The sequence below is a fragment of the Kitasatospora aureofaciens genome (genome assembly GCF_001188955.3).
In the GTDB taxonomy this organism is placed as follows: Bacteria; Actinomycetota; Actinomycetes; order Streptomycetales; family Streptomycetaceae; genus Kitasatospora; species Kitasatospora aureofaciens.
In genome coordinates this window covers 54,260-81,151 of the sequence record NZ_JPRF03000018.1, presented here as the reverse complement: position 1 = coordinate 81,151, position 26,892 = coordinate 54,260, and the positions used below count along the sequence as shown (strand labels likewise).

Genomic DNA, 26,892 nt, shown 5'->3' with positions numbered 1-26,892 from the left:
GGCAGCCGTCCCCGATGCCCTCGCCGCGGGGACGGACTACCAGCTTCACTTCAGGTCGAACGTCCCGAGCAGGGTGGTTACTTTGCCGGGGACCTTGTCGAGTAGGAAGTCGTCGATAAACACGACGTCGGGAGCGTGAGGGGTCTCCTCCCGAGCGGCGGCGCGCACAGCAGCCAGCCGGGCACCCTCCAGTCGCGCATCGGCCGCCTCGAACGGATGTTTCGCAGCGACCCACAACCGATCTTCAAACAGCACCGCAGGTCCGGCGCCTCCGAGATCGGAGACAAATTCCGCGTCCGTGTGGCCCGGGTCCTCGGCCCAGTTCCGCAGCAGCTTCCCGGACCGGGCAAAGAGTGTGGTGGCGTCGAGGCCGTCGCCGTTGAGTACCGCGAGGAGGTCAGCGGCCAGGCGCCAGTCCAGCAAGGTGTGGTACGCCATGTTGGAGTAGTCGCGCAGGCACTGGTAGCACGAGCCGCGGCATTCAGCCCCGTGGCTGCCAGCGGCGAAGCCGGTGGCCATCTCAGCGGCCTTTGCAATGAGCGCCGTGAACTCCTCCGGGTCCGCGAGCCGTGTGCAGTAGCCGGCTCCGTTATCGAGAGTGTCGGACAGGAAAGCGAAGACCCGAGCTTGCTTTCCAGGGACTACAGCGCCGTGGATACCGGCCGCTATCTCGTTCGGCTGAATCTGCAGGAGGGCACCCGCCGCTGAGCGGAGCAGCGCAGCGAGTGAGTACCAGGCCGCCTTGCGTCCTGAACGGTCGTCCGGAAATCCACTCGTCTGGGCCGGGGAAGCAAGGTTGAGTCGCAGCCCCGGACCGGGCAGTTCAGCGCGGATGGGGCCGAGCAGGAACAGGTCCGTGACCTGGACGGCACCGATAGCTGCGGTGACGGGCTCGAGGCCTGCGATGTCGTCCTTGAGATAAGGAAACTGGTCAACGGCACCTTGTTCAACGAATGCGCCGTTCCAGATCCGCGCGGTCGGTTTGAGCGCGTGGAACTCAAAGAGCCGACCGCCATTGTCGTTGACTGCAAAGCGGCGGCCCTTACCCGCATGCACCGCCATGGGTACAGGGAGAGGCTGCTGGGGCGCGTCGGTTTCGAGGTTGGCGGCAGTGCGCGGAGCGAGGGACCTAGCTCGCCAGGCGAAGTTACCGTCGAAGTCGCGCTTGCCCGACGCGTAGAAGCCGGCGGGCTCGCGCAGTTCGACAGCCTGATAGGAGCCGTCCGCTGCTCCGCAGGCACGGCAGGGGAAGTCCACGGGCTGGGTGGACACCGTGGCCTGTGATGGGATCGCGTCTTCTTCAATGTGACCGCAGGCACGGCAAAGACCGATCAGCCGTGCCGGTCCCAACGGATCAGCGACTGGGCGCACTTGGGCTGGGCCTGACGGCTCGTAGGCGACCACGCCCACGGCGGTGTGAACGCTGCCGTCCTTAACGGTCTCGGCACCTGGGGCGAATTGGGAGACTGCGATCGGCAGCGCGCGGTCCACGACATCCGCAGGCGGCCATGGGTAGGCCTCCTGGGGCTTGCGGGTGTATAGGTATCGGACCGAGGTCGGGAATCCGAACATTGGAAGCAGGCCTGCCTCGGCCAGGCGCTGGCTCAGATCACGGTGACCGTGAGATCGAGCGGCGATCTCGTCGACAACCGCAACCAGAAAGGTCTCGGACCACTGTCGCCACTCGGCAGCGGCCCGCCCGCCACGGGTGCTGAGGGAGAGCGCTTCGGCAACAGCTTCGACATCAGCTCCGTGCCCGGCGATCCAGCGCTGAACGGTAGCGCGGATATCAGGCCAGTCTGTACTCAGACCGAATTGGCCGTGGACGTTGCGGGTCGGGTCTGCGCCGATGTCTCCGTTGTCGGCCGCCGCTGCGAAAGCACGGCGCAGGATCTCGGCGGCAAACACTCGCTGGTAGATGTCGGGCATCTCAGTGGACAGGTACGGGCGCGGGGTCGGATCGTTGGTGATCCGAGCTGGGTTCTGGAAGTAGTACTCGTCGTGACTCCGGCCTCGACATACCGTCAGGGCAATAGCGACGGGGGCGTTCCGGCGCCCGGCACGTCCCACGCGCTGCTGGTAGTTGAAGCGGGTAGGCGGCATATTGGCCATCAGCACGACCGACAGTGGACCGATGTCCACGCCTGCTTCCATAGTGGTTGTCACGGACAGTACGTCCAGGCCGTCAGGAAGGTCGTGCTCGGTGTCGTCAAGGAAGACGCCCTGGAAGCGAGCCTGCCTAGACTGTGCTTCGATGCGATCCGTCTGACCGGTCAACTCAGCGCAGTTGAGGCGGAATCGGCCCACACGCTCACGGGCCATCCACGCATAGTAGTCCTCGGCGGCGCCGTCATACGGCTCCGGGGTCTTGGGCAGGTCCTGGCCACACTTGGTGCAGATGCCGATGCCGGGGTGGAGGTGGCGGCGCTGGCAGCGCTCGCAGGTCCAGGACTGGGCTGTGCCGTGCCTGATGGCCGTGTGCGCGGGCTGGATGACGTACTTGACGACGGCCTCTCCCCAGGTGCGCTCGACCCTGAAGCGGACATCCTCCGGGGTTATGGCGAGGCGCTCAGCGGCCTTGGCCCAGAAGAGCGCGAGCTTCTTCGGGGGCTCGTCCTGTCCAGTGCGCATACCGGCAAAGCGCCGCAGGTGGCCGAGCACGCGAAGGCTGGCTCGGACGAGTGCAGTGTCCGATGCAGGATCGGCTTCAAGCGGCGCTTGGTCTGTGGCAGTGCACAGCCAGCCCAGGCCGAGGGACTCGAAGTCGCGCCCTGCGCTACCGAACAGACCCATGAGCAGCTCAGCGCTGATCGATTCACCCATCTCCTCGCGAAGGTCCCGCTGGCTGTCGTTGAGCAGCCGATCGGAGACCTCGCGCGGGCGTTGGCTTCGCCAGTCGAATAGGGAGCTCCAGCTGGACGTGGGTTGGCCTGTCCGGTACCGGGTGCGCTGGAGGGACGCTTTGGGACCGCCCGGGTTGGCGCCCAGGGCTGCGAGCCTCTCGTGGATCTCGGCGACGTGGCTCTCCAGGCTGGGGACACGGCTGAGCTCGGCGTACAGCTCTTCCTCGGGCCGTGGGTCCTCGTCTTCGAGGTCGTCAAGGCCGCCAGGTGTTGGCGGCTTCTGGAGCTTTTCCCAAGCCGCAAAGGTTTCCGGGGCACGTGGCTTGAGACGGCTCCTTGCTTCGGTGGCCAACCGCTTGGCCTCTGGACCCGTCTCCTCACCCTTGTAGTAGGCGCTTACGGCGGCCAGATCAGCCGCAGGATCGCCCTGGTCGGTGACTTCCTGGGCGAGCAGAAGACGCAGAAGGTCCTGGTAGTGCCGCAGACCGAGACCGGCAGCAAGCTTCGCGGCGTCCTGACGGCTATCGGAGAAGAGGACAGCCTTCTTCTCAGGAAGCCCAGAAAGCATCGCAGTGGTGATGACCTGGTTGACCTTCTCGAAACCAGTTCGCATGGCCCGGATCGGCGAGCGCATCCGCCGCTGGTCGCTGAGGGGGAGCCGGTCCCGACCGATCTGGAGCAGTTCCCAGTCGTCACCGCAGGCAGGGCACTTGGTCGGCGCGGCGGGAAGGCTTTCCAGGCACAGTCGCTGCCTTCCGCGCGGGGAGCGGGGGACGTCGGTATGGAATGACCAGCCGGTGTGGTTCCGGCTGTTCGTCAGCCGACCCGTCCGCGGGTTGTAAGCGCTTCGCTTGAAAGCGAACTCAGCGCTCTCAGTACCCTTGTTCGCCGTAGCGGTCCACTCAAGGCGGTCGACCACCGGGTCCTGGGTACGCGGCCAGTAGACCACGTAATTCGCAGCAGACTGGCCGGTCGCGGCGCGGTCGGGGAGCTGGTCGAGATCGGGCAGGTCGGCGAGGAGGCCTGCATCGAACTGCTTGCCCTGGCTTTCGTATACCGCCTTCTCGGGCGCGTAGCCGCCGAGGAATACATCGCCACAGTTCTGGCAGTACAGCAGTTCGAGCACTCTGGCTTCGCAGCTGTCGCAGCGCGAGGCAGGGCGCGGGTAGAGACGGCCAACCGTCCGGTCTTCTGCTGCTTCCGGTGCAACGCCGGAGCACTGCGGATCCGAGCATGCCCATACGCCGGGGATGTTCCTGAAGAACAAGTGGCCGCGCAGGGTGGGCATTCCGGCGAGCGTGGTAGTGCGCAGCGCACCGAGCAGTCCCTGCAATGCACTCTTCCGCCCGTCCTCCGCGACCGCGGGGAACAAGAGGTCCTCGACGTCAGTATCGGAACGGCTCATCAGGCGTGTGCCGTCGCGCAGCGCGTTCACGAGGGCATCCGCTGCGCCCGTGGCAGCAAGCACTTCGTCCGCCTGGGCAGGCTCCGGATCAGTGCCCAGCGATGCGAGTGCGGGTGCATGCGCGGACAGGTCCCTCCCAGTGCCGACGGGAAGCACCAGTTCTCCGCCGAGGACTTCGAACCGGTCCCTACTGAGGCCAAAGAACTCCTCGAGGAAGCCGAGGTCGCGCGGGGCCTCCAGTGATGCCGAGGCAGCCAGGACGCGGAACCTCTCCGGATGCCGGTCCAGACCGAGCCTGTGGCGCAGGTTCCTGATCAAGTAGGCGACTTCGGTTCCCGAGGTGCCCCTGTACATGTGAAGCTCGTCGACGACAAGCGTGAACCGCGCGCCGGGAACCTCTTCCAGCCACTGCCGGGTCTTGTCGAAGATCCCGGACTCGCGCGGCCGGAGCATCATCACGTTCAGCATGCTGTAGTTCGTGATCATGATGTCCGGCGGAGTCTCGATCATGTCCCAGCGGCTGCGCATCTCCGCACCGTCGAGGCGCGGAACGAAGAACCTCTTGTCATCTCCCGCCTGCTGGGCCTGCCGGGCGCGCTTCTCGGTCTCGGTGAATTCGCGCCGCAAGATCTTCTGCCCGCTCGGTGAGCGTACATCGCCGGGCACGGGGGTGGCGCCTGTATAGCGGCCGAAGTAGAAACGATGCCCAGGACGGTTCTGCGCAAACCAGGCCCGGACCTCATCGCTGTCCAGCGCTTTGCGCAGGCGCATCATCTGGTCATCGACCAGGGCGTTCATGGGGTACAGCACCATTGCGCGAACGGCTTGGTGGCGTCCCTGCTCGCCCTCGCGCTGGCCCTGGTATGGGCCATTCGGAATGTTCCACCATCGGTTGACCGGAAGCCTGGCGGGCTTCCAGGAGGCTGACTCACGCACCAGGTCGGCGAGGATCGGCAGCATGAACGACTCAGTCTTGCCTGAGCCGGTGCCGGCTGTGACGACTACGTCCTTCTGATCCCTGAAGGCCGCGATAAGGGCGTGGTGCTGGTGCTCGTAGAGTGCGGGAATCCCCTTGACCAGGCCGAGTCCGATCAGCTTGGCCAGTTCGGGCGGCGCGTCCGCATCGGAGACTGACCCCGCCAAGTCAACCCCGGCCGACCGGTAGCGCGGGCGGACCTCCAGCAGTGGTCGCTGCCAGGCTCCGCCCGGGGTGTTGAACAGGGCCTCCCGCTCCAGCTCCAGGCGGCGATTGGCCAGACCGAAGGGGGTGTTGTAGTAGCGGAACAGAGCGGTCTTGAGTTCGTCGAAGGTTCTCAGGATGTCGAGGGAGCGCTGATCCGGGCCGCTGCCCGTGGTGTTGGTATCAGTCATTCGGTGTCTCCGAGGCACTGTCCGAGGGAATCCGCGATCATCCGGGCGACCGCACGGGGGACGTTGTCGTAGGCGATGTTCTGCGCCTTCGCATGGATCTGCGGGGCCAGCCCGCTGCAAAGGACAGCGATCTTGCGCTGGAGGTCCGGCAGCGGGAAGCCCCAGTCCACGTGGAGCCGTCCGAAGGCCTCGCGGCCCGGCGCCTTCTCCGGGAACCAGCGCATGACGTCCCCGCCTTGGCCGTCGATGCTGACCCGCTGCAACTCCTGGTAGACGCCGTACTCGTGCGCGATCTCGTACCACTGGCCACCGCGCTGCAGCTGGCATACGTCCTTGCTGTCGCGGCGCCTGAACCGGAACAGTCCGTCACTCCGGGCTCGCTGGACCGGCACGTACTGGCGGCGACGCAGGTCGTACTGTTCAAGCGGTTCACCAGACACGGGTCCTGCTGTCCGCTCGCCGAGCGGCAGCCGGCTGAGCATAATCGCAGCCTGCAGCGCGAAACACGGGACGAACTGGAGCTGGTTCTCCGCCGCCCACTCCGCCAGGTCGTCCAGGTCTCGGTACTGGATCAGCAGGGAATGCGGCAACGGGATGTCCTGCTCGGACGTGGTTGAGGCGACGCGGTGCACGATGAGGCCAAAGTCGCTGGTGTCCTCGACGCGATGCTCAATATCGGCTGTCCGGCTGCCGGTGAGCACTGCCAGGCCAATGCCTCCCGGAAGTCGCGTCACCACAGCCGGTGCCGCACACCAACGGCGGTTGCGCCAATCGATGTCCAGGTATCCGAGCGCCACCATGTCCCGCAGCCAGCGACCCGCCGCACCCGGCTCGAGATCCTCCGTCGACTTCGCCGCCAGCCACCAAATGCCTTGTTTGAGAGCTGGGAGATCACCGGCACCCTCCTCGCTGGCCCAGCGGAGCAGTACGTCTCCCGTCCCACTCACGGCCTGTCCCCCCTTCCGCTGATCTCCCGTGCCGCCCGGACGTAAGCCTCCCAGATGGGAGTTGATATACAGTCGGCAGCATTCAGCACAGCCCAAGCCCACTGATAGTCATCTGGCGGGGGCGTGGGTGGGGGAAGTACGGCGTAAGGGAGCAGAGGCGCGGTACTCCAGCGTTGCTGTTCGCGGACCAACAGCCACACGTATCCGTCCGGGACTGGTACTTCGAACGCATGGTCCTCAAGTCTGGCTGCGAGCCGACTCGCGATCCAGTCCGGTCGCCCTGGGATCCGAACTTCCTGGATGCTGCCGTGAACACCCAGCAGGTATGCCTCCGAGGCGCTGTACGGCACCATGGTCCGCTTCGCAATCGGACCAACTGCCGGCGCCGCAGCGCCGCGGACGGCGTCCGGCTGCCCTTCAAAGTTGCGCATCACAGGGCCTGCGTTCTCCGTGCGCACGCAGGCAAGCGATCCAGTTCCGGCTGGGACTCCCTCGCTGATACCGCCGGAGACAGTGAACGTCCGCACGGCGTCCGGGGTCCCTACGGTGTACTCCCCTTCCTCCAGCCGCAGAACTCGAAGTGGAAATGGCACTCGCGAGTCAGCGGCAAGCCGCTCTGTCCGATCGTTCAGTACAACGGTGACGCGACCGTCCTCGGCGGTGCTCGTGGGCAGCAGTAGGTCCGGCTCACCGCCCCGCAGGTAGTGTCCGACCAACCGTCCTCCGGCCCGGTACTCGCGAAGGATCCGCAGTCCGCCGATGAGCTCGGCCTGCTCTCTGACCGGCGGCTCCAGGACGTGGATGTGCTCCCCGCCGCGCGCCAGGGTTCTGCCGAATGCGGCGCCGTCGAACGCCCTGACGCCCTTGAACAACTTCCAGCCCGGAACTGGGGCAGGAACCTCACGCGCAGGTCTCGACTGAAGGCCGAGCGCCATCGCGCGGACCTCAGCCGTAGCGGCTGGCGCTGCCAGAATCAGATGCTGCGCGCCGGGTTCGAAGTACTCCGTGCTGACCCACTCGCCCAGGCGCTCGTGCATCCGTAGGAGGATGACCTCACGGCCGGACCAGTCGAGCACCAGCTCGTCGCCCGTCAGGTGCACGCCCTGGCGAAGCTGCACATCGCTGGGAAAGACCGATTCCAATCCGGAGTACACCCCTCCGTAGACAGCCTTAAGCAGGAAGGAGCGACCCTCAGGGAACCCGACTTGCACGGTGTTGAGCCCCGGCGCCACATCTGCCGTCCACTCCAGCCGTTCTCCCCGTCCGGCGAGTACCAAACGAAGCGGCGCAGCCTTCCGCCGCCGTTCCCGCCCCGGCTCATGGAGCGTGCCGTCCCACTGGGATGCAAGCCTAAAGAGAATCTCCGCGAGCAGCGGCACCGAGTTGTCGGCGAGACCCGTTGCAAGCTCTACCTCCTCCAGTAGGCGAGGCGAAAGGTTCCGGTCCCGGCCTGCCACCCACAGGCGCAGCCGCCTCAGCAGCTCACGGCCAGGGACGCCGACCGGGTTGCCGGCAAGCACACCGCTCGCCGAGAAGAACCTAGTCAGTGCCTCGCGGTCGGACGCGCGGATGAGAGCCTGCGAGAGCGGGTAGCCGATCTTCCGGTAGAAGCCGTCAGTGCTGATTGTGCTAGCGCCATACAGCCCTGCCGCGTCCTCAAGCCACCGGTCGAGCTCCTGCCACATCGACACGACCTCTTCGAATGCCCCTTCAAGCCGTTCTGCGCGCGGGCTCCCGGGCCGCTCACCGAACAGCTGGGCCCACCGGCCGTAGTAGTTGCTGCGGCGCATCCCGTCGGAGGACGCCATCTTCGTCGCTGCAAGCACGGAACAGGCAAGCACTGGGAGACTTGGCGGCGCCCCCAGGCGCCCCCGCGACTCCCAACGGCGGCAGCGCTCCATCAGCCGCCACATGAGATGCTCGGGACGAGCCCAGTCGAGCTCCTCCCTTACGGCCTCCGGCAGGCTTCCAGTTACATCCGGGCGCTGGGCAAGTTCCTGACCAACTTCGTCGTCCACGTAGAACGCAATACTCTGCTCGGCGCTGTCCGGGCCGAAGTACTCGGCAGCGAGAATCTGCTGCCACTGCCCGTACAACGCGCCCATCCGGCACCCCTGCCATGTCCGCACCAGCATGCTGCTGACGCTCTATCGGCTGCTCGCCGGGGCGCACGATGCCACGACGTCCAAGCGGAGAGCGGCGCGGGCCATCCAGCTCAGTCCAAAGCAAGGCGGCCGCCTCCGGCGCTCCAGGCAGACTCGGCGCGCCAGTCATGGGATTCTCTTGCGGCGCATGGCTCCTGACCACACTGTTCACGTCGACTCCGGCGCCTGATGTTAGCGGACACACAATCATTCTGAGCACCAAACCGACAAACCAGCCCAGGCATCTGTCGAACGGGAATTTGTCCGCACATCCGACCCCGAACCTGTACGTCTCATCCTGACATTGCTGCGTCAACTTCACTACGTCTCTTGAAGGTAGCCGCCGACGCGTAGGAACCGGCGGCTCGACGGAGCTGCCTGCTCTGGACAAGCCACATAGCGGCGTCCGGTGGCAACGCGCACCTGCGGGCTGCCGAGGTCTACGTGTGGGCTGTCGTCTTTCATGTCCCGCCGAAGGCCGCCCAGAAGCTTGGCAGCACGAGGGTTGTGCGGAAGGAGGACGTACTCGGCATGTCCGCCTGGCGGGGGAGAAGCCAGAGGTACCGACCTGAGCTTCCCCCGCTGCACGGGAGGCGTTGATTACCTGGTCAGGACGGGTGTGGGTGGTTCGACGGTCACCGGTTCGGCCGTCGCCTGGTCGGCGTAGAACTTCGCCTCGTACTCGTCGGGGCTGAGCCAGCCCAGGCGCTTCTGGATGCGGCGGGTGTTGTACCAGCCGTCGATGTAGGCGAACAGGGCCAGGTCGGCGTCAGTGCGGGTCTCGAAGGTCGTGCGACGCACGCACTCGGTCTTCAGCACGCTCCAGAAGTTCTCGGCGAGGGCGTTGTCGAACGAGTCCCCCACGCTTCCCATGCTCGGCTCGATTCCCGCCTTCAGCAGTCGAGTTGTGAGCTTGATGGACGTGTATTGACACCCGTGGTCGCTGTGGTGGACCAGTTGGCCGGGTTCGACGGGCCGACCGTGCAGGGCGTACTCCAGCGCGGTGAGCACGAGGTCGGCGTCCGCCCGCTCGGAGGTGTGCCAGCCCACGATCCGGCGGGAGAAGGCGTCGCGGATCGTGGCCAGCCACCACGGTCCCTCGCGGGTCGGGATCAGCGAGATGTCGGCGACCCACAGCCGGTTCGGCGCGACGGCGGTGAAGTCGCGCTGGACCAGGTCCGGGGCGAGATCCGCCGCCGGGTCGCGGCGGGTGAAGGAGCGGGGCCGGCGCGGGCTGACGCCCTGGATGCCGGCCTGGCGCATGAGGCGTTCGACCCGCTTTCGGCCGACCCGGGTGCCCTCGCGCCGCAGGACGGCGTGGACGCGCGGGGAGCCGTAGGTTTCGCCGGAGTCCGCGTGGATGCGGCGGATGTGCTCGGTGAGCTCGGCGTCGTGGCGCTTGCGCTCGCACGGCTCCGCCACGTCGTGGCGCCAGCGGTAGTAGGTGGAGGCGGGGATGTGCAGTTCCCGGAGGACGGGCTCGGCCCCGAAGCGGTCCTGGTGCTCGTCGATGAGCTTCAGGACCGTCGCCGGGTCGGGTCGAGCTCCTGGGCGAAAAAAGCCGAGGCGGCCTTGAGGATCTCGCAGGACCGGCGGAGCTCGGCGTTCTCCTTCCGCAGAGCGGCCAGCTCCTCCTTCTCCGCGGTGGTCAGCCGGTCGTCCCGCTCGCCCCGGTCCGCCTCGTCCTGGCGGATCCAGTTGCGCAGCGCTTCGTGGTGCACGCCCAGGTCGCGGGCCATCTTGCGGATCACGGGCTTCGGGTCGGCGGTGCGGTACATCTCCACCGCACGCCGTCGCAACTCGGGCGGGTACTTCATCGGTGCGGCCATGGCAGAGGCTCCCTTCTCATGGCCAATCAGGCCATCTCCGGCAACCTTCCGCACGTCGGGGGAACCTCAACCGGAGTGTTCATGACCGACAGCCACTCCGCCCTGGCCGGGCCGATCGAAGGCAACTTGCCCTGCCGGAGGGTTTGTCAGTGGGGTCGGGCACACTGAGGCCTGAACCGATCACGCCGAGGATCTCTGAACCTCCTGACACGCTGTGGAGAACCACGTGCCCGCGCCGAACGCTCCGGTCGCTGTGCCAGGGAAGCCTGCGGTGGGATTCACCCACTTACAGGATGCTGACCTCCAGGTCGATGCACTGTACCTAGGCGGCACGAACGGCAACACCGGGGATGATCCAATTGCCAAGCTCCTTCGCGGAGTGGGCAACCAGGGCGGCTTCCGGTACGTGGGATCCCCGCTTCGGGGCGACGTCCGCCTCGTAGTCCTCTATACGACTGGAGACCAGCCCGACTGGCCAGATGCACTCGATCCGCAGACCGGGGCGTTCACCTACTACGGCGACAACCGCACACCTGGCCATGAGCTTCACGGCACCAGCCGCAAGGGGAACCTCCTGCTGCGGGACATCTTTGCCGCTTCCCACGAGACGCCTGAGCAGCGTCGCAGGATCCCGCCGTTCCTCCTCTTCGAGAAGGCTGCGGCCAAGGGCCGAGACGTTCGCTTCCGCGGTTTGCTCGCGCCAGGAGGGCCTGCACTTACCTCGGACGATGAGCTCGCGGCCGTGTGGCGGACCACAGCCGGTCGGCGGTTTCAGAACTATCGCGCCCGTTTTACCGTCCTCAATCAGGCCGTAGTCTCGCGCGGCTGGATCGACCACCTCCGATCCGGCGGTGACCCCCTGAGCGGCGGCTGTCCGTCAGCGTGGCGCACTTGGGTGCACACGCGTTCCTACTCGCCGCTCACCGCACCGGTCACCACGCTCATCCGCAGCCAGGCCGACCAGTTACCGGCCGACCGGGAAGGGCAGGCCGTCCTCGAGGCCATCCGGGAACACTTCCGGGGAAGGGAGCACGACTTTGAGGCGTGCGCCGTCGCCTTGTGGCGGCTGCTTGCCCCGGCTACGGGCCAGGTCGACATCACCAGGCGCAGCCGCGACGGCGGCCGGGACGCGATCGGCAAGTACCACCTTGGCCCGCCCGCCGACCGGATCGCCATCGACTTCGCACTCGAGGCGAAGCTCTACAAGCCGAGCAACTCGGTCGGCATCCGCGAGGGGAGCCGTCTGATCTCACGCCTCCGCCACCGCAACTTCGGTGTCCTGGTCACCACGTCGCATTTCAACGGCCAGTTCCAGGAAGAGGTCCGCAACGACGGCCACCCAATCATCCTCGTCTGCGGACGGGACATCGTGGAACTCCTTCGGCAGCACGGATATACGACATCGGACGCAGTCCTATCCTGGCTAATTCACCAGTTCCCCAGTCCGACGCAGGAATAGCCATCCTTCCCGGTCGACCGGGACCGGGGTCATGCACCATCCCTCTCTAATCGCAATTCGGCAGGTGTTCATACGTAATGCCAGGATTCCACAGCTCATCGCGCGACCAGATCCGCATCCTAGATCTGTTCTCCGGAGGCGGAGGCTTCGCAGCAGGGTTCCGCTCGTTCTCCCGGGGAAATCCTGGCGCAGCAGAGTTCATTCCGGTTGCGGCGGTAGAATTCGACCGCGCTGCTGCTAGCACGTACGCAGCCAACTTCAGCTCCGCGCATGTGCACGTCGGCGATATCGAAGGGTTCGATGCCTGGCCGCTTTCCGGAGCTGTAGATGTCGTGGTTGGGGGACCGCCCTGCCAAGGGTTCTCCCAGCTCGGGTCCGGCCACGCTGGGGACCCGCGGAATCGCCTATGGGAGGACTACCTCCGGTTCGTCACTACCATTAAGCCAAAAGTCTTTGTGCTGGAAAATGTGGACCGCTTCATTAAGTCTGACGAGTTCGAAGAGTTTCTGGCAGCCACCGAGCGAGGACAGCCACTGGGCGAATATTCACTGGCTTTCGGTGTTCTAAATTCAGCGGACTACGGGGTCCCTCAGTCGCGGCGCCGCACCATAGTCATCGGCACGCACAAAGACCTTACACTGGTCGATCTCCCGCGTCCCTCACACACCAAGAGCCGGAGGCTTCTCGGCAAGCGGGCTGATCCAGCGCTGTTCAGCACCTCGACCGGTGCCGGGCTGAAGCCGTGGGAGACGGTCGAGAGCGTATTTCACCGGTCCTCGCGCAAGAAGATACAAGGCACCGAGCTGCCGTCCCGCCAGGCAGAAGTGCTACCAGGCATCGTGGTGCCCGGCGCCTACCGGACCGCCGATCTCCACGTCGGCAGGAACCCCAAGCCGCTCTCACTCGCCAGGTACGCAGCCATCCCTCCGGGGGGAAACCGCTACGACCTCCGCGGAAAGACGGCCCTCATCGATGGGCGTGAGCTCGCGCTCTCCACGGCCTCTTGGGATAACCACAACAGCGGATCAGCCGACGTCATGGGACGGCTTCGCATCGACCGGCCCTCCGTAACCATCAGGACAGAATTCTTCAAACCTGAGAAAGGGCGCTACCTCCATCCGTTCGAAAACCGGCCAATCACCCACTACGAGGCCGCGCTGATCCAGGGATTCCCCGAGGACTACCAGTGGTACGGAACCAAGCTCGAAATCGCTCGCCAGATCGGTAACGCGGTTCCGGTAGGACTGGGTTCAGCGATCGCTGAATCCATTCACAATCACCTGCAACTCCGGTAGCTAGCTTTTTAGGAACAGGGCTCCCATAGGGCGCGAGACCGCTCAGCCGCCCTGGCCTTGCATCCAGACGGAAAGTGAGTTGATATGACGCCAGCCGACGCCTTGTTCGCTGTCTCCCCTGCCCTGCCCCTTGATGCGGAGCTGGTCCGCGTCCGCGCCGCAATACTGGCGGCTGACCCGCAAGGCGAGATCTTCGCCGCGTCACTGCGCCGCACCTTCGACATGCTCCTCGACGGCCAGCACACGGGCAGGTTCCGCTGGGAGGATCTCCACAAGACCGAGAAGACACACGCCGGCACCCTCGTAGAGATCAACCTCCAGCGCGCCTTCGAATTCGCTGACGGCGACAAGATGGACTACTCGATCGACGGCATCGACGTGGACTGCAAGTACTCCCAGGACCTGGGCCGCTGGATGATCCCGCCCGAGGCGATGGGGCATCTATGCCTCGGGGTGTGGGCCAACGACAACGCTGGGCTCTGGTCGGCGGGGCTGTTCCGGGTCACCGACGAGGTGCTTACGAAGAAGGACGGGAACCGGGACGGCAAGCGGTCTCTGACCTCCGCTGCCCGCAAGACCGCGGTGCACTGGCTCTTCGAGGACGCGCCGCTCCCCGAGAACATCCTGTTGCGCTTGCCCGAGGAGGACATCGCCGCGATCTTCGCGTCGCGGTACGGCACCCAGCGGGTACACGAGCTGTTTCGGCGTACCCAAGGCCGTATCGTTTCGCGCGGTGTGGTCGCCACAGTGGCACAGCAGGACGACTTCATGAAGCGTGTCCGGTACAACAGAGGGTCCCGCGAGGCCCTTCGCCCTGAGGGAATCGTCATCCTTGGCCAGTACAAGAACCACCAGGCGGTAGCCAGGGCCCTGGGGTTGCCGGTGCCAGGTGTCGGTGAATCCGTGAGCGTCCGCCTGGCACCCTGGACTCCAGAGCATGTGGATGCACAGTGGGTGGAACTGGAGGGCATCAAGTGGGTGGTGGCACGGGAAAACGACCCCGCCGTCGAGGCACCGCTGCTGCCGGAACGGTAGGCATGGACGCTGCCACATGGGTTGCGCCGGAAGGGTCGTGGGCCTCGTCGGCTGGCAGGCGTCGCAACATGCAGGCGATCCGGAGCCGGGACACCTCCCCCGAGCTCGCGCTGCGTTCCCTGGTCCACGCGGCGGGACTTCGGTACCGGGTGGGAGCAAAGCCGCTACCTGGCATGCGGCGAACGGCTGATCTCCTGTTCCGTCCCACCCGGGTGGCTGTATTCGTCGACGGGTGCTTCTGGCACGCATGCCCCGAGCATTTCGTGCGGCCGAAGACCAACCCGAGCTACTGGAACGAGAAGATCGACCGGAACGTCCGCCGGGACCGTGACACCGACACGAAGCTGGCCGAGGCTGGCTGGCTCGTGCTCCGTTTCTGGGAGCACGAGCCGCCAGCCGAGTGCGCAGCTCTGGTCGTCGACGCTGTCCGCCAGCGCCGCGCGGAGGCTACACGGAGAACGTGAGCGCTGTCGGGCGGCAGTCAGCAAACGAGAGCCCTCTGCGCCGAGAACCGCCCGCGGGCTGATGCCCGCGGGCGGTGGCAGCCGATCGGGCTCAGCTGATCTTGGCCTTGTTGGCCTTGAACCGCTCGTGCCGCTCATGGCCCTCTTGTCCGACGAACGCCTTGAAGTCGCGGAGCAGGTACGCCATGGCGCCGTCCTGACCGGCCTCGGTCTCCTCGATGTGGAAGTCGCGGCCGAGGTGGGAGAGGCGGCGCTCTACATCGTGCATGCCCATGACGACGTCGATCTTGCTGAGTTCAGTGACGATCTGCGCTGCGGTGAGGGCTTCGCTCTTGCCGCGCAGGAGTCGGTACACCGGATCGTGGGTGGTCTCGACCCGCTCACGAGGGGTTCCCTCCTGCCGAAGGGCCCGGGCGATGGAGAGCCCGACAGCCTTGGCGACAGGCGGCGGGAAGGCGTTGCCGATCTGACGGTAACCGGTGGTCTTTCCGCCCGCGAACTTCCAGTCGTCGCTGAAGCCCTGGATCCGCGCCGCCATCTCGCTCGTCAGCTTCGGGCCACCCCGGACTTCGCCCTTCTTGCTCACTGCCGGCTTGAAGTCCGGCCCCGGCGCCTCGTTGGCGATGCCCCAGGCGTCGACCCCCATGGCCTCCCAGGCTGCCTTAGCCCGCGACGGGCCGAGGTCAGCCCCGCCGTGCTTCTTCGAGCCACCGACGATCGTGGGGGCGATGTCGTTGGCCCTGGCAACCCATGCCTCGACCTCTGGCCAGCCGTTGGCCGCCATGAGGTCCTTCAGCGTCTCGCCGACCGTAGGCGCAGGTTCTTCGTGGGGCTCGGGCCAGTGGAAGTAGTCGGCGAACTCATCCCGGAGCGCGACCAGAACGAACCTCGGACGAAGCTGCGGCACTCCGAAGTCGGAGGCCTGGAGCAGCCGCCATTCGCCCACGTAGCCGAAATCACGGAGCGTATCAAGAACATGCTGCCGGTAGGCCGAGAAGCGGTTGGCACTGAGGCCTCGCACGTTCTCCAGCATGAGGGCCTTGGGCTTCATGCGGCCTGCCAGCTGAACTGCCCAGGCGAACAGGTCACGCTCGTCAGTGGCACCGAGCTGCTTCCCCGCGATGGTGAACGGCGGGCAGGGCACACCTCCCGCAAGCAGGTCGACTCCCTTGTGGTCGTCAGGGTTCCAGACCGACTCGTCCGCGACGTCGCCCTCCGCGACCTGCCAGTCCGGGCGGTTGAGCCTGAGCGTGTCGCATGCGTTCGGATCAAGCTCGACGGCGAGCCGGTGCTCGAATCCTGCCTGTTCGAGGCCGAAGGCCTGCCCGCCCGCTCCTGCGCAGATCTCGACAACCTCAAGGGCAGACATTCTTCCTCCGTACAGCGCGCGCCGAGCCTGCGTAGCGGAGGGCGCCCACTGACGAGCAGAGTGCGAACACACTATCGAACAAGTTAGCGACCTCCCTTCGGGGTACGACCTTGCCACTACAGCCCCTGCTGGTCCAATGCCTGGCCGGCGGAGTGCCGTGTGCGGTCGGGCTACATGAAGGGGCCAGTCTAATTGCGGACTCGGACATTCCGGCCGGATGGGGCCGACTCATGGTGGCTGTCCGCCCCTGTACAACGCGGAGCCGCGCAGCGGGACACGCGCGGCGCCCCATCTGCCACATCTGCCGTGAGTGGCTCCCGGATCGGAAGCGTGCAGCGGCAACAACTGCGGGGGTCACTCGCCGTCCTCCGGAGTGCTCTCGGTGCTGGCATCGCCGTCCAGGGCGCGCTGCCAGCGCGTTTCCAGGGCGCCGAGGAGGCGCTGCTCGACACTGGCAGCGACGTGTGAGTAGACGTCGTCGATCCTGTCCTGGAGGCGGTGGCCGAGTCGGCGGGCCTGGGCGACATCGGGAATGCCGTCCTCGATCATCCAGGTCTTGTGGGAGTGACGAAGGCCATGGAAGGTGAGCCCGGGCTTGATCGGCTTCCAGATGGTGCCGTCGGGGAAGGTGGTGCCGTTGACGGCCGGGGCCCACAGCCGGCGCTGGAAGCCAGACCGGCGCAGGTGCTTGCCGGTAATGGTGGTGAAGACGGGCTTGGCTCGGGTGCGGATGAGTTCGGCGGCGAGGAGTGCCGCGAGGAACGGCGGGAGCGTGACGGTCCGGGCACTTCTCGCGGTCTTCGGCTGGCCGTACGAGAGCTGGCCGTTGATCTCGTGAAGGGCACCCACCTCGGGGTCGATGACGATCCGCGGGTTGAGGGCCCCGGTGTGGCAGCGCTCCCGCCGGAGCCCCGCAAGCTCTCCCCAGCGCATCCCTGTGTACGCGGCGGTGATGATGAGGAGGGCCTGGTTGGGTCCGGCGAGGGTGAGGATGCGGCGGGCGATCTCGTTGACCTCCTGCTCGGTGGCCCAGACGCGCTCGGTGCGGGGGTGTGTGTGCCCGCGGCCGCGGTGGCGCCGGACCGGATTGCCGTCGCGCAGACCGTTGTCGGCGGCGTCCGCCATGATCAAGGAAAAGAGCTTGCGGATGGCGGTGACGGTGCTCGGCTTGTAGTTCTCGCGGAGCTGCTTGGTCCACTTGGCGACCTCGGTCGCAGTGATATCGGCGATCGGTGTCGCGCCCCAGCGGGGCAGGATGTGGTTCTTGGTGATGCTGCGGTACTGGGCGAGGGTGTTGTCGCCGATGTCGATGGTGTCCCACCACTCCTCGATCCACTGCGCAACGGTGGTCGGGGCTGCCTCGGCCGGGTGTGCAGGCTGTGCTTGGACGGCAGGCGTGTCCGCCGGGATGGCAGGTGGCGGGGTCTGGGGCTGCGGGGCGAGGAAGACCGCAGGCGGCGGGCCGGGGATCCCGCCCAGGGTGGCGGCGTGGGCGCGGGCTTCTTCTTCAGTGGGGAAGGTGCCGGGGACGGTTGCTGCGGTGCCGTCGCTGTTCCAGTAGCGGACGCGCCAGCCGCGTCCGTGCTTCTCGATCCAGGCCACGGGTGCCTCCTGTCAGATCGGGGTCGGCAGGGTTTGCCGCCGGCCCGCGTTTCCACGGGCCGGCGACGACGATGGACGCTCGGAGGCGGCGATGAGGGCAAGACCGTCGGCGGATGTTCGCCGTGAGCAGATCTGCGCTGGTCAGGCCATGTCCGAGGTGGTCATTTCCTGGGACTCGGGGACCGCGCGCCGACTCTGATGATGTCGTCAAGGTCTTGGCGGCTGAAGCGGAGGTGTCGGCCGACGCGGGTTGAGGGGACGGCTCCGGAGGCGGCCTTCTTTCGCAGCCAGGAGGCAGGGACCTGGAGGAGGGCCGCGGCCTGCTCCGGAGTATGCAGGAGGCGATCCCCTGCAGCGCGCACGGTGTCAAGCCGGGCAGCGTCGGACAGGTCGCCGGACTTGCCAGGTGTCCTGCGACGCCTGGGGTGCTGCCGGTCCCGGGGTGCGGGATGGCCAGTGTCAGCGGTGGCTGGCGGGAGACCGAGAAGTTCGGCGAGGCTGCTGCCCTGCTCTGCCGCTTCCGGGGCCTGCGAGGCGTTGTAGTCCTTGGGCTGCCCGGCAGTCCCGATGTCAGTGGTCGGCTGGGACTGCTGCCCAGGGCACGGAGATGACCGGTCGGAGGCATCCTGTGCGGACGGGAACAGGCGGCGGGTCACGACGCCTGCCAGGCTGCCGCGTCCGGCCAGTCCGGGCGGACCGGGGCTGGACGGTGCTTGGGCTTCTGGAAGACGAGGACGTCCTCGTGGACGATCAGGTGCATCGGCACGCCGGCCGCGCGGGCAGCGCGGATGTTCTTGAGCTGGAAGAAAGAGGGACGGGCCACCAGCTGTCCGTCTCGGACGCCGGCAAGGAGGGCGACGCAGCGCTCGACGGGGCTGAGGCCTGCGGCTTGACCGGCGGCGATGACGGCGGCGGGCAGGTCGACGAGTTCGCCGTGGTGGCGCCAGGGGCGGGCGGTCACGGCGACGTACGCGCCGTTGGCGAGCAGCGGCAGGCAGCTGGTGAGGATGGTGGTGAAGGCCTCCAGGAGCTCGTCGGTGGCGGCGTGGGCGAGGTTGGCGGGGTTGTCGCCGTAGGTGCCGTCGAACTTGGCGATTCCGGGCTGGCCGCTCTCACGGCTGGAGACGACCTGGCCGTGCAGGGAGGCGCCGTAGGGCGGTGAGGTGAGCAGGAGCTGCACCCGGCCGTACTGGTCGGGGCCGAGGAGGGCATGGGTACGACGGGCGTCGCCGGTCTTGACGCAGGCGTGGCCGACGGCACCCTGGGCGCGGGCTTGGTTGAGGTTTCCGCGGGCGACGGCGGCCCAGCGGGCTTCGAGTTCGACGCCAAGGCCGTTTCGGCCGAGATGCACGGCCTCAACGAGGGTGGTGCCGATGCCGCACATCGGGTCGAGGACGAGCTGGCCGGGCGCGGTGTAGGTGGCGACGGCATGGGCGGCGATGGCTGGAAGCATCTTGGCGGGGTGGGCGGCGGAGGCGGGGCTGTAGCGGCCACGGCGCTGGTTGCGGGCGTCCTTCTGTGCGGTGACCCAAACCGAGGTGGGCAGCTGAGCCAGCGTCACCGCGCCGGGCGCGGCCGACGGGGACCGGGGCGGGGTGACGGCGGGCTTCGTGTCGGGGCTGGTGGTCATACGGGCGCTCCTCGTGGGCTTCGGACGGGCGGCGGGCTGGCCGGTTTCACGGCTTGGTGAAGACCAGGAGGTCGCTGTGGATCAGAGCGTGCCGCCCCGATCCGGGCCGGGGGTGGTGGCAGGCACAGCCCGGGTGGTGCTGGGTGCGGACGGGGGCTCGGGGCACAAGGCCAGCGTCACCGGCGGTGGCTTCGACGGCGGCGATGTGCTGCAGGTAGACGAGGCCTGAGGCGCGGGCGTGGGCAACAACGTGGCCGGCGGTCTCCTGGCCGCTGGTCTGGCGCGTGCAGATAACAAGGACGCCGTCCGGCCGGAGTGCGCGCGTGCAGGTCTCGGCGAGCGCGGTGAGTTGTACGGGAGTCGCCGAGTCGTGGGGTGCGGCGATCGCGAGGCGGGCGCGCCCCTGTTGGCTGTCCGCCCTGCCGGAGGGATGCCCTGGGGTGCCGCGTCGAAGAACGGCGAGGGATGCCACGGTGGGGGCGGTGATGTGCAAGGTGTCATAGGCGAGGTGCGCGCTCTGGTGGCTGGAGGCGAGGGCGAGGACCCTTCGGCCCGCCTGGACGGCGGCGGCGAGGACGGCGGCGTTGCCGGCATCGGGGATGAAGACGAGATCACCGCGGGCCGAGAACGCCTCAGTGATCTGCCTGGCGAGGCCGGGCGGGATCCGCTGGGCGCACGCCGCGCCGGTGGGGTTCTCGCAGGTCGGGCAGCAGCCGGCGAGCGGTTCGGTGAGCCAGACCGACAGCGGCACGGCCTTGTTCGCCTTGCTGGAGGGGATCTTGGACTGCTGGGAGCTGGTGGCAGCTTCAGGTGCGGGGTGGTTCATGGGTGTCTCGGCCTGATGGCCGCCGCAGGACGCTGACATCCAGAGAAACGCGGCAGCGGGCGGCTTTCTAACGCCCGCCCGCACTTTTCCGCTGCCTGACGCTGCCCAGCCCCGCCGCATGGTGCTTGGGAAGAGGCCTGGAGAGATTTCTTCGAGGAATTTCCTGCGCCGTCGCCTGGGAGATTCCTCCGCGGTCGCGGATGGTGTTTTCGCAGGTCAGATCGATAACGGAGGTGAGGTGGAGGACTACCGCCTCCGCGCCACCTCCATGCGCGCTCCGTGCTGGCGCCATGCCTGCTCTGGGCCGCCTGGAGGTCTGCTCCGGATCGGCTCCACGAGCCTTGGCGCACTCGGTCCACTCGGCGATCACCGCCGACGACCACGGATCGAAGGAGCACCAGCATGAACTTCCGTACGATCTCGGACCGGCCGGTCGAGCCGCTGCAGCTCGTGGAGCTGGAGATGCAGCGCCTGGTGGAGCGGCCGGTGCCGCTGGCCTTGTACGTCGGCGACCTGGGCGAGGGCCTGCCGGACAGCTGGCTGGACATGGCGGCGCTGCGGACGCTGCTGCTGCACCCGTCCGTCGGGTTCCAGGCGCGCGGGGCGGTGTGGGTGCGGCTGCTGCACCTGACCCGCGCCGGCGGTCAAGCCGGTGAAGACTGGCGGGCGGCGACGTGCGCGATGGCGCTGCCGGGGCTGTGGCGGATCGCCGGCCGGATGCGCCGGGAGGTGCCGGAGCTGGCGGTGGAGGTGCAGCAGGTGATGCTGGCCGGTTTCTGGGAGGCGCTCACCTCGCTGCGGGAGCGGGCGCACGCGATGACAGCGCCGGGCACGATCCCGGCTTCTCTGTGCTGGGCTGCGGACCGGGCGGCGCGCACGTTCCGGAACCAGGAGACGGGCCACATCCGCAGGACGGCTGAGCTCGGCGAGCAGGAGACGCAGCAGGCCGCGGCTCCGAACCCGGAGGCCGTACTGGAGCTGGCAATCGGCCAGGGTGTGCTGTCGCGGGACACTGCCGAGCTGATCGCCCGCACCCGTCTGGAGGGCATGCCGGTCCGGGTGCTGGCCGAGCAGCGGGGATGCACGCCGGAGTCACTGGGGATGAAGCGGCGCCGGGCGGAGGTGAAGCTCGCCGAGGCCATCCGCAGCGGCAGACTCGACTGCACGGCCACGGTCGATCTGATGACCGAGCGTTAGAAACCATCAGTTGATGGCGTTTTGACCAGGTGAGAAGGGGATGCGGCCCCGGCAGTCCACAGGCGGGGCCGGCATCCGTCAGTCCCGAGGACTCCGCCGCAGACGCTGACACCGCTGCCACCCGCCACCCGACCCGCGAGGGGAGGTGACGGCCTGATGGAGCCCCCCGGCCAGGTGCCCGACCGACCGCATCCCCTCTCTCCGCAGCCCAGCCAGTTCGCCTTTCTGCCCGATGTTCGCACCCATTCGGGAGTCCCCGTGTCCGCTCGTCCGCCCCAACCGCACCGTCCACCCGCCTCGCCCTACGCTCTGCCCGCCGTGCTCGCCCTCGCCGCGCTGCTGGTGATCCTGGTCGCCGGATCAGCCTTCGCCGAACCGCCGGCCAAGCCACCAACGCTCGACCAGGTACTCGGCAACATCACCACGTGGATCACCGGGATCATCGCGGCGGTCGCCACCACCTTCCTGACCATCGGGGGCCTGCGATATCTGCTGGCCGGAGGCGATCCGGGTGAGGTCCAAAAGGCGAAGACTGCCCTGCAGTCCGCCGGGATCGGCTACATGATCGCCATCCTGGCCCCGGTGATCCTCGACATCCTCAAGGGTCTGGTCGGAGCGACGTGACATCGCTTCAGACGCCGGGCTGGCGGTGGTGGCCATGGATCGGGATGTCCGTCGCCACGATCGGGATGCTCTCCGTCGTCCTGGTCATGTCGCCGCGGGCGCACGCCGACCCGAGTCCAGCTCCCGGCGCCGGGCCGTCCGCGCCTTCCCCCTCGCCGCCGAAGGCGGACCCGGGGACGTCGGGCCAGGACGCCGGTCTCATGCCTTCTCCCCCGGCCAAGGTGCCGCCGCGGCCGATGCCGACACCGGCTCCGTCGCCAGGGCCCTCGCCCACGCCTCCGCCCGAGCACGGCAGCGGAGGCGGGGAATCAGTGTCGTTCTGGGACATCCCTGGCCAGATCCGCCAGGCGATCACGCACTGGTTGGCCGACCTGATCCGGCCGTTCGTCACCCCGCTGATCAATTCCCTGGTCCGAGCCCTGCTCACCACGCCCAACCCGGCCGAGCAACCACGGGTGCGCGAGCTGTGGGAGACCATGCGACTGATCTCACTCGGCGTGTACGGGCTGTTCGTCCTCGCCACCGGGATCACCACCATGACCCACGGCAGTGTCCAGCAGCGCTGGGGAGCGCAGGACGTCATCCCGCGACTGCTGCTGGGCATCGCTGCCTCGAACCTGTCACTGACGATCTGCTCCACCACCCTCAGCGTGGCGAACGCGGTCGCGGCGGCCATCTTCGGCGAAGGCATCACAGCCGAGGACGTCGCAGGCACCCTCATCGGGCTGCTCCTCGCCCAGATCTCTTCTCCGGCCGCGCCGCTGTACCTGCTGGTGTTCACACTCGCCGTCGCCGTACTCGGCTCGGCGCTGCTGATCACCGCACTGGTGCGCACCGCCGCCACGATCGTGCTGACGGTCGCGGCCCCGCTGATGCTCGCCTGCCACGCTCACCCGCTCAGCGACGGCATCGCCCGGCTGTGGTGGCGTGCCTACCTCGGCTGCCTCGGCACCGAGATCGCGCAGGCGATCGTCTTCCTCGTCTGTGTCAAGGCCCTCCTGGACCCGGGCAACTACGGGCTCATCCCCGTCCCGGATTCAGCCGCGCTGATCAACCTGATGCTGCTGTGCTGCACGCTCTACCTCCTGATCAAGGTCCCCAGTTGGATCCGTCGCATCGTCACCACACCGGCGCGAACGGTCACGGGTGGAGGCGGCATGAGGATCGGGGGCCTGCGTACGGTGCGCAAGATCGCTCTTGGCGCCCTCGGGATGCCCATGGGTCCGTACGCGTTCGGCGCCCAGCTCGCCGGCAAGCTCCGCACTGCTCGAAGCGCCACCAGGGCAGGCTCTTCCACGGCCCGCAGCGTCCCCCGCACGGGCCGCTCCCGGGCAGGAGGCGCAGGCGGCGGCCCGGCAGGAGGCCGGCCACCCAGCGGTCCGACGGGACCCACCGGTCCTCGTCGCCCCGGCGGACCGAGCGGTGGACGCCCCGGGGCAGGACCCGGCAGTCGCACCGCCGGACGTACCCCGGGCGGGGGCGGCCCTTCGTCGCCAGGGTCAGGCCCTGGGCCCTCTACTCCCGGCTCCTCGCCGACCGGCGGAGCCAGCGGCAGCTCGGGCTCGGTCCCGCAGTACCAGTGGGGCACCCCCTACAAGACGGCGACCCGCCCGCCGAACACCGCGCAGTCCGGCACCATAGGGGCCGCGAACGGGCCGGCTCAGGCACCCCAGGCGCTCAGCGGCGGGACCGGCAGAACGGGTGGAGGCAACGCGCCAAAGGGATCCGGCGGCCCACACGGCAAACCGTCCGGCGCCTCACCCAGTCCTCCGGGCCCCAGCACCCCTCCGCCCACTCACCGGTCCCGGTCGGCGGCCAACCTGCGCCCCGCCCGAGCCAATCTCCCGCCGCCGATCCCCCGCCCGGCACCGCTTCGCCCACCGCTCGACGACAACAGCGGCAACAGCCGCCGCCCGGGAAGGAGCTGAACCCCAAGAGTGAGCAAGTACTCCCGCGACGAAGACGATTGGCCCTCGCTCGTCAAGATCCCCGCCGACGTAGACAGAGAGGACACCGTCCTCGGCCCGCTCACCGCGCGCCAGGCCCTTCAGCTGGCCGTAGTCGCGATCGTGCTGTGGCTCGGCTACCGAGCGTTCAGGCACGTGCTGCCACCCGTCTTCTACCTCGCCGGCGCCCTGCCCGTCGCGACAGCTGCAACGCTCGCCGTCCTCATGCGGCGCGACCACCTTCCGCTGGACCGGTGGCTGCTGGCAGCGTGGCGCCACCGCCGATCGCCTCACCTGCTCGCCCCTCACGCCGCTCCAGAGGCCGCGTCGATGCCCTGGCAGGACCTCGTATTGAGCGAGCAGGCTCCGGCACGCGCCGCCAAACTCGCCCTGCCGGTCGCTGCGGTCGGCGAGAACGGGGTGCTGGACGTTTCCAGCGCCGGGCGTGTTGCGCTCAGCCGGGCAGGCACCGTCAACTTCGCTCTGCGGACGGGCGGCGAGCAGCAGGTCCTCTTGTCCGCGTTCGCCCACTGGCTGAACGCGCTCACCGGGCCAGCTCAGATCCTGGTCCGTACCCAGCGGCTGGAGACCGGAGCAGCTGTGGCGGCTCTGGAACGTTCCGCCCCGGAACTTCCGCACCCACTCCTGGAGCTTGCGTGCCTTGAGCACGCTGCATTCCTCGCAGACCTGGCCACCGAGCAAGAACTGCTGTCCCGTCAGGTGCTGCTCGCACATCGCGAGACGGGCCTCGACCGCGCGGCAGCCCTGCGGTCCTTGCGCCGCGCCGAGGAGACAGCCGGCCTGCTGGCCGCAGCGGAGATCCCGGTACGGGTGCTGACCGGGAACGAGGCGTTCGCGCAGCTGGCCGCCGCCGCTGCGCCGGACACCCCGCTCCACCCGAACCCCGCACTCCCTGACAGGCCCATCACCTATGCCGAAGAAGGGGGTGCCTGGTGAAGCGCCGACATGACCTCCGCGCCGACGAGCCGACCGGACTCGGCCTGGGACCGGACAGCATCCAGATCGAGCCCCGCGTCCTGGCGGTCGGCGACCTGCTCGCCAGCACGCTCATCGTCACCGGCTACCCGGCCGAGGTCGGACCGGGCTGGCTGGAACCCCTGCTGGCCTACCCGGGCCGACTCGACGTCAGCCTGCACATCGAGCCCTTGCCTCCGGCGATCGCGGGCCAGCGGCTGCGCAAGCAGCGCGCCCGGCTGGAGGCCGAGCGCCGGACCGGCTACCAGCGGGGACGCCTGGAGGACCCGGAGACGGAGGCCGCTGCGCAGGATGCCGCCGAGCTCGCCTGGCGCGTTGCGCGGGGCGAAGGCAAGCTCTTCCGCCTCGGCCTCTACCTCACGATCTACGCCGCCACCCGGGAGCAGCTCGCGGACGAGTTGTCCGCGGTGCGGGCGATCGCCGAGTCGATGCTGCTGCGCTGCCACACCGCGACCTGGCGAGCGCTTGAGGGCTGGACGACCTGCCTGCCGCTCTGCGTGGACCAGCTCAATGTGAAGCGGACGTTCGACACGGCGGCCCTCGCTGCGTGCTTCCCCTTCACCTCACCCGATCTTCCCTCCGGCGGGACCAGCTCGGCTGCGGGGTCGGAGGTCGGACCGGTTCTGTTCGGGCTGAACGCCGCCGCGTCCGGTCTGGTGCTGTGGGACCGGTTCGCGCAGGACAACCACAACTCGGTGACGCTCGCGCGGTCCGGGGCCGGCAAGTCCTATCTCGCCAAGCTCGAAGCACTGCGGCTGCTCTACCAAGGCGTACAGGTCTTCGTCATCGACCCGGAGGACGAGTACACGCGCCTCGCCGAAGCCGTCGGCGGCACGACAGTCCGCCTCGGTGCCGACAGCGTGCGGATCAACCCACTCGAGCTCGCAGACGGGGATCCCGGCACGGGTGACGGCCTGACGCGCCGAGCACTGTTCCTGCACAGCTTCCTCGCCGTCCTGCTCGGCGAGGCACTCGACAGCGCAGACAAAGCGCTGATGGACACGGCGATCCTCACGACATATCGCCGCGCTGGGATCACGTCGGATCCGCGAACGCACACGCGCCTGGCACCGCTGCTGTCCGACCTCGCCCAGGCCCTCGCCGACACGGCCGATCCGGCGGCGAAGCGGCTCGCCGAGCGCCTCGCGCCGTACGCGACGGGCAGCCACCGCCAGCTCTTCGACGGCCCCACCACGCACACCGGTCGCAGCCATCTGACCGTGTACTCGCTGCGGGACGTTCCCGACGAGCTGAAAGCCGCAGCCACCATGCTCACGCTCGACGCCATCTGGCGGGTCGTCACAGATCCGGGCGATCGACGGCCGAGGCTGATCATCGTCGACGAGGCCTGGCTGCTGATGCGCGACGAGCACGGCGCCCAGTTCCTCTACCGCATGGCCAAATCCTCGCGCAAGCGCTGGGCAGGCCTGTCCGTCATCACCCAGGACACCGCCGATCTGCTGGCCACCGACCTGGGAAAGGCGATCGTGGCGAACGCCGCCACACAGATCCTGCTCCGCCAAGCCCCGCAGGCCATCGACGCGGTCGCCGAAGCCTTCCGCCTGTCCGCCGGCGAGGCCGCCTACCTCCTCGCCGCACTCCAAGGCCAAGCCCTGCTCTGCGCCGGCCCCGGCCAGCGCGCCGCCTTCACCACCACGGCCTCCTCAACCGAGCACAGGCTGATCACCACCAACCCCGCCGAAATCCCCGACCCTCACCAGGCCCACGGCCCTCAGGAACAGCGATGAGCGGCCAGCAACCGGGCGGCCCACTGGCCCCGTTTCTCATCGATCCGTCCAGCTGGTGGCACGACGCCACCGAGGCGGTCTGGTCCACCATCGCCACCAGCTGGCCGTTGCTCGCCGTGACGGCGGCAGCGGCAGCCGTGACCTGGCAGACGACCAGAGTGC

General features: G+C 68.0%; 20 protein-coding genes. 9 read left to right on the top strand and 11 right to left on the bottom strand.

The genetic code is table 11. The features are described from left to right. Window positions 1-45 precede the first annotated feature (45 nt). The 5 genes from HS99_RS10920 to HS99_RS10900 all read right to left on the bottom strand — a co-directional run bounded on the left by HS99_RS10920 (window position 46) and on the right by HS99_RS10900 (window position 10,539). Entirely contained in the window at window positions 46-5,619 is a 5,574-nt protein-coding gene (locus HS99_RS10920) for a DEAD/DEAH box helicase family protein (protein WP_030557081.1), read from the bottom strand. Then, entirely contained in the window at window positions 5,616-6,566 is a 951-nt protein-coding gene (locus tag HS99_RS10915) for a hypothetical protein (RefSeq protein WP_141763692.1), read from the bottom strand. The genes HS99_RS10920 and HS99_RS10915 overlap by 4 nt, the downstream gene beginning before the upstream one ends. Then, window positions 6,563-8,671: a hypothetical protein gene (locus tag HS99_RS10910; RefSeq protein ID WP_030598824.1), complete on the bottom strand. Its 2,109-nt coding sequence runs from the start codon at window positions 8,669-8,671 to the stop codon at window positions 6,563-6,565. The genes HS99_RS10915 and HS99_RS10910 overlap by 4 nt, the downstream gene beginning before the upstream one ends. Before the next feature lie 639 nt (window positions 8,672-9,310). Beyond that, window positions 9,311-10,222, bottom strand: a complete 912-nt coding sequence (locus HS99_RS10905) for an IS3 family transposase (RefSeq protein ID WP_240520915.1) — start codon at window positions 10,220-10,222, stop codon at window positions 9,311-9,313. Between the two features lie 5 nt (window positions 10,223-10,227). Further along, a complete protein-coding gene (locus tag HS99_RS10900; RefSeq protein WP_050366506.1) occupies window positions 10,228-10,539 on the bottom strand; it encodes a transposase in 312 nt (103 codons plus the stop codon). A gap of 271 nt (window positions 10,540-10,810) precedes the next feature. Between HS99_RS10900 and HS99_RS10895 the strand changes: the two genes are divergently transcribed. The 4 genes from HS99_RS10895 to HS99_RS10880 all read left to right on the top strand — a co-directional run bounded on the left by HS99_RS10895 (window position 10,811) and on the right by HS99_RS10880 (window position 14,792). Next, window positions 10,811-11,998, top strand: coding sequence for a restriction endonuclease (locus HS99_RS10895; RefSeq protein ID WP_232543341.1), 1,188 nt, complete (start codon window positions 10,811-10,813; stop codon window positions 11,996-11,998). Window positions 11,999-12,075: 77 nt separating this feature from the next. Then, entirely contained in the window at window positions 12,076-13,293 is a 1,218-nt protein-coding gene (locus HS99_RS10890; RefSeq protein WP_030558090.1) for a DNA cytosine methyltransferase, read from the top strand. 84 nt (window positions 13,294-13,377) lie between these two features. Next, on the top strand, window positions 13,378-14,328 hold the full coding sequence (locus HS99_RS10885; protein ID WP_030558089.1) for a NaeI family type II restriction endonuclease: 951 nt from the start codon (window positions 13,378-13,380) through the stop codon (window positions 14,326-14,328). A gap of 2 nt (window positions 14,329-14,330) precedes the next feature. Further along, the gene (locus HS99_RS10880) at window positions 14,331-14,792 is read left to right on the top strand and encodes a very short patch repair endonuclease (protein ID WP_030558087.1); all 462 of its coding nucleotides are present in this window, start codon (window positions 14,331-14,333) and stop codon (window positions 14,790-14,792) included. Between the two features lie 91 nt (window positions 14,793-14,883). On the opposite strand, the gene HS99_RS10875 is transcribed toward HS99_RS10880, so the two are convergent. The 5 genes from HS99_RS10875 to HS99_RS10860 all read right to left on the bottom strand — a co-directional run bounded on the left by HS99_RS10875 (window position 14,884) and on the right by HS99_RS10860 (window position 20,219). Next, on the bottom strand, window positions 14,884-16,161 hold the full coding sequence (locus HS99_RS10875; RefSeq protein WP_030558086.1) for a DNA cytosine methyltransferase: 1,278 nt from the start codon (window positions 16,159-16,161) through the stop codon (window positions 14,884-14,886). 354 nt (window positions 16,162-16,515) lie between these two features. Next, window positions 16,516-17,763 (bottom strand): tyrosine-type recombinase/integrase, encoded by a 1,248-nt coding sequence (locus HS99_RS10870; protein ID WP_043389767.1) that lies wholly within the window; start codon window positions 17,761-17,763, stop codon window positions 16,516-16,518. A gap of 161 nt (window positions 17,764-17,924) precedes the next feature. Beyond that, on the bottom strand, window positions 17,925-18,125 hold the full coding sequence (locus HS99_RS48380; RefSeq protein WP_043389774.1) for a helix-turn-helix domain-containing protein: 201 nt from the start codon (window positions 18,123-18,125) through the stop codon (window positions 17,925-17,927). Window positions 18,126-18,415: 290 nt separating this feature from the next. After that, window positions 18,416-19,393: a TRM11 family SAM-dependent methyltransferase gene (locus HS99_RS10865; protein ID WP_063737831.1), complete on the bottom strand. Its 978-nt coding sequence runs from the start codon at window positions 19,391-19,393 to the stop codon at window positions 18,416-18,418. 46 nt (window positions 19,394-19,439) lie between these two features. Beyond that, window positions 19,440-20,219 (bottom strand): hypothetical protein, encoded by a 780-nt coding sequence (locus HS99_RS10860; protein ID WP_141763691.1) that lies wholly within the window; start codon window positions 20,217-20,219, stop codon window positions 19,440-19,442. A 402-nt stretch (window positions 20,220-20,621) separates the two neighbouring features. On the opposite strand from HS99_RS10860, the gene HS99_RS10855 reads away from it, so the two are divergent. Continuing rightward, complete coding sequence (locus HS99_RS10855; protein WP_030558080.1) at window positions 20,622-21,416, top strand: sigma-70 RNA polymerase sigma factor region 4 domain-containing protein; 795 nt, start codon at window positions 20,622-20,624, stop codon at window positions 21,414-21,416. Window positions 21,417-21,674: 258 nt separating this feature from the next. After that, a complete protein-coding gene (locus tag HS99_RS10850; protein ID WP_234344566.1) occupies window positions 21,675-22,040 on the top strand; it encodes a pilin in 366 nt (121 codons plus the stop codon). Between the two features lie 7 nt (window positions 22,041-22,047). Here HS99_RS10850 and HS99_RS45805 read toward each other — a convergent pair whose 3' ends face one another. Beyond that, window positions 22,048-22,242, bottom strand: coding sequence for a hypothetical protein (locus HS99_RS45805; protein WP_030558077.1), 195 nt, complete (start codon window positions 22,240-22,242; stop codon window positions 22,048-22,050). Window positions 22,243-22,351: 109 nt separating this feature from the next. Between HS99_RS45805 and HS99_RS10840 the strand changes: the two genes are divergently transcribed. The 3 genes from HS99_RS10840 to HS99_RS10830 are packed head-to-tail and all read left to right on the top strand — an operon-like array spanning window position 22,352 to window position 26,730. Continuing rightward, window positions 22,352-23,968, top strand: coding sequence for a TrbL/VirB6 family protein (locus HS99_RS10840; RefSeq protein ID WP_030558076.1), 1,617 nt, complete (start codon window positions 22,352-22,354; stop codon window positions 23,966-23,968). A gap of 9 nt (window positions 23,969-23,977) precedes the next feature. Next, complete coding sequence (locus HS99_RS10835) at window positions 23,978-24,943, top strand: PrgI family protein (protein WP_050366507.1); 966 nt, start codon at window positions 23,978-23,980, stop codon at window positions 24,941-24,943. Continuing rightward, entirely contained in the window at window positions 24,940-26,730 is a 1,791-nt protein-coding gene (locus tag HS99_RS10830) for a VirB4 family type IV secretion system protein (RefSeq protein ID WP_063737830.1), read from the top strand. The genes HS99_RS10835 and HS99_RS10830 overlap by 4 nt, the downstream gene beginning before the upstream one ends. The last annotated feature ends 162 nt before the right edge of the window (window positions 26,731-26,892 follow it).